This window comes from Leptolyngbya sp. FACHB-711, from assembly GCF_014695615.1.
Classification (GTDB): domain Bacteria; phylum Cyanobacteriota; class Cyanobacteriia; order Elainellales; family Elainellaceae; genus Leptolyngbya_A.
Genome location: NZ_JACJOR010000018.1, coordinates 1 through 2702, shown reverse-complemented (window position 1 = coordinate 2702; position 2702 = coordinate 1). Strand labels below are relative to the sequence as shown.

The window sequence follows — 2702 nt, the reverse complement described above, 5'->3', positions numbered from 1 at the left end:
TAGAAGCTTTGCGGAGAGCAGAGGAGCGATTGCATCGCCCTATCTTCCAACCAACTTCATGAAGAACTGTAAAATTATAGAGAAGTAATCATCCCAGGGGACGCTATGACTGCTCAAACTTCTCCGTCGATCTACGACTTTTCTGCCACCAGTATCGAGGGCAATCCGATCGCCCTAGAAACCTTCAAAGGCAAAGTGCTGCTGATTGTGAACACTGCTAGCCAGTGTGGATTTACGCCGCAGTACCAGGGGCTTCAGACCCTCCAGAGCAAATTTGCCGATCGGGAGTTTTCAGTGCTGGGGTTTCCGTGCAATCAGTTTGGCGCACAAGAGCCAGGAAGCGCGAATGAGATCCAGTCTTTCTGTGAAACCCGCTATGGCGTTTCCTTTCCGCTCTTTGAAAAAATTGACGTGAACGGCAGCAACGCCCATCCGCTCTACCAGTACCTTACCAAAGCCGCCCCTGGAATTTTAGGAACCGAAGGGATCAAGTGGAACTTTACGAAGTTTCTGATCGATCGCAACGGTAACGTGGTCAAACGCTATCCGCCGACGGCAAAGCCCGAAGACATCGAGAAAGACATCCAAAAGCTGCTCTGATCGACCTGCAATTCGCCTAGCAGTGCTTCTCAACCCATTCAAACTCCAAACTCTTCACAATCGAGCAGCAATCAAAGCGGCTCCCAGCAAGCCAACCTGCTCATTCAAAATCAGGTGAACGGGGATGCGTTCCATTAACGAGCGCATTCTGCCTTTGTCGCACATTGCCTTCAGGAAAATGCCGGACTTCATGAGTTCCAGATTTTTGGCAGCGACTCCGCCTGCAATATAAAGTCCGCCGTAGGGCAGCAGCTTCAGTGCCAGATTGCCTGCTTCTGCGCCGTAGGCGGCAACGAAGAATTCCATCGTTTCCTGGCAAAGCAAATCTCGCTTTTCAGCGGCAGCTTTACCAATCATTGCGCCCGGATCGACCGACTTTTCCGATTTTCCGGCTTCCTGCTCCCAGGTGCGAAAGGCTTGAGCAATGTCCGGCGACTCGATGCTGCCCTGCCGATCGCGCAAAAACTGATAAATTGCCGCAATGCCCATGCCCGAAACAACCCGCTCGACCGAGACGCGACCCAATTCATGCTTGTCGCGCAGATATTTCAGCAGCAAAAACTCCATCTCAGATCGCGGTGCAAAGTCGGCGTGCCCCCCTTCGGTGCCAAACACCTGATACTGGCTACCCTGCCGAATCACAAATCCCTGCCCTAATCCTGTTCCGGCTCCAATGACGGCGATCGGGGCAGCAGGATCGGGTTCTCCGGTTTGCAGGGTCAGAATATCGTCGGGTGCGAGTGCTTCGATTCCATGTCCGACAGCAGCAAAGTCGTTGAGTAGGCGAATCTGGGCGATCGATAAATCTTGCTGAAGCCGATCGGCACTCAGAATCCAGGACAAATTGGTGAGGGTGCAGGTGTTGGCGACCACCGGACCCGCGATCGAAAAGCAGGCTTTCTGGGGATTGGGTTTCGTGCCGATCGCCGCAGTTGCATTCTCAAAAAAACGGCGTACCAGTGGCGCGAGGTCATCAAACTCCCTGCTGGTAAAGCGTTCAGCATAAAGGGTTTTAAAGGCAACGCCCGTCCGAGCCGAACCGGGTTGAGCCTCCATCAGATACAAAAGGGTTTTAGTGCCGCCTGTATCGCCTGCCAGAATTTGAGTCATGGGTGTGCAAAGGATCGTGAGTAATCAAATGGGTAATCGAATCGATAATCGAATGGGTAATTGACAGAATAATTGACAATAAACAGATTCGCTGTCGAACTGCGACCCTCTAAAGTTTAAAATCTAGTTACATTAAACACCGTTTCTGTGGGTTCCTCCATGTCTGCTGCCTCTGCCGTTCAGTCCCTCGCTGGAGGGCTTGTTGTTTCTTGTCAAGCTCCTGCTGACTCTCCACTCCACGACCCTATCGTGATTGCAGCGATGGCAGAAGCCGCCGTTAATCAAGGGGCGATCGGCGTGCGGATCGATACTCCGGCACATATCAAAGCGGTGCGGCAGCGGGTCACTGTACCCATTATCGGACTCTGGAAACGGCAGATTCCTGGCTATGAGGTGTATATCACGCCTTTGTTTGAGCAGGCTCAAGCAGTGGCAACGGCAGGGGCAGACATTATTGCCATTGATGCTACCCTGCGCGATCGTCCGCAAGGCACAACGGTAGCGGAGTTGATCGATCGCATTCATCAGGAACTTGGCAAAGCTGTGATGGCAGATGTCGATACGCTGGAAGCCGCCCTGGAAGCCGTCGCTGCCGGAGCCGATCTGGTGGGCACAACGCTTTATGGCTACACCTCGGCAACAAAGCATCTAAAGCCGCCGGGGTTTGAGCTGTTGAGCCAGATGGTTAACGCGCTCTCGGTTCCGATCGTGTGTGAAGGCGGCATTGCCTCGCCGCAGATGGCACAGGAAGCGTTGAAGCTGGGAGCTTCTGCGATCGTCGTTGGCACAGCGATTACGGGTGTTGATGCGCTGGTGCAGGTTTATCAGTCCGCGATTGGCAGCAGTTCACCCGAAGAAAAGGCTCTCCGGGAATAGAGCAACGTGCAAATCAATTGCAGCAAAGTTTAGAACCTAAACCTTGAAGCATCAGACGCGCATTCTTACATGAACAAGGAATATTGGTACAAAAAAGGGAACGTTTAATAAGCCAG

Annotated in this window: 3 protein-coding genes; 2 read left to right on the top strand and 1 reads right to left on the bottom strand. The window is 52.7% G+C overall.

Translation table 11 applies throughout. The features are described from left to right. Nucleotides 1–105: 105 nt before the first annotated feature. Nucleotides 106–600 carry a glutathione peroxidase gene (locus H6F80_RS00215; RefSeq protein WP_190789613.1) on the top strand — a complete coding sequence of 165 codons (495 nt, stop codon included), beginning with the start codon at nt 106–108 and terminating at the stop codon, nt 598–600. 54 nt (nt 601–654) lie between these two features. Here H6F80_RS00215 and H6F80_RS00210 read toward each other — a convergent pair whose 3' ends face one another. After that, nucleotides 655–1710 (bottom strand): glucokinase, encoded by a 1056-nt coding sequence (locus H6F80_RS00210; protein ID WP_190789612.1) that lies wholly within the window; start codon nt 1708–1710, stop codon nt 655–657. Nucleotides 1711–1869: 159 nt separating this feature from the next. Here H6F80_RS00210 and H6F80_RS00205 point away from each other — a divergent pair, with 159 nt between their 5' ends. Further along, nucleotides 1870–2586, top strand: coding sequence for an N-acetylmannosamine-6-phosphate 2-epimerase (locus H6F80_RS00205; RefSeq protein ID WP_190789614.1), 717 nt, complete (start codon nt 1870–1872; stop codon nt 2584–2586). Nucleotides 2587–2702: the final 116 nt, after the last annotated feature.

What these genes read in the sequence shown, in the direction of transcription:
- H6F80_RS00215 (WP_190789613.1), top strand. Translation starts at nt 106, where the DNA reads ATGACTGCTCAAACTTCTCCGTCGATCTACGACTTTTCTGCCACCAGT.
- H6F80_RS00210 (WP_190789612.1), bottom strand. Translation starts at nt 1,710, where the DNA reads ATGACTCAAATTCTGGCAGGCGATACAGGCGGCACTAAAACCCTTTTG.
- H6F80_RS00205 (WP_190789614.1), top strand. Translation starts at nt 1,870, where the DNA reads ATGTCTGCTGCCTCTGCCGTTCAGTCCCTCGCTGGAGGGCTTGTTGTT.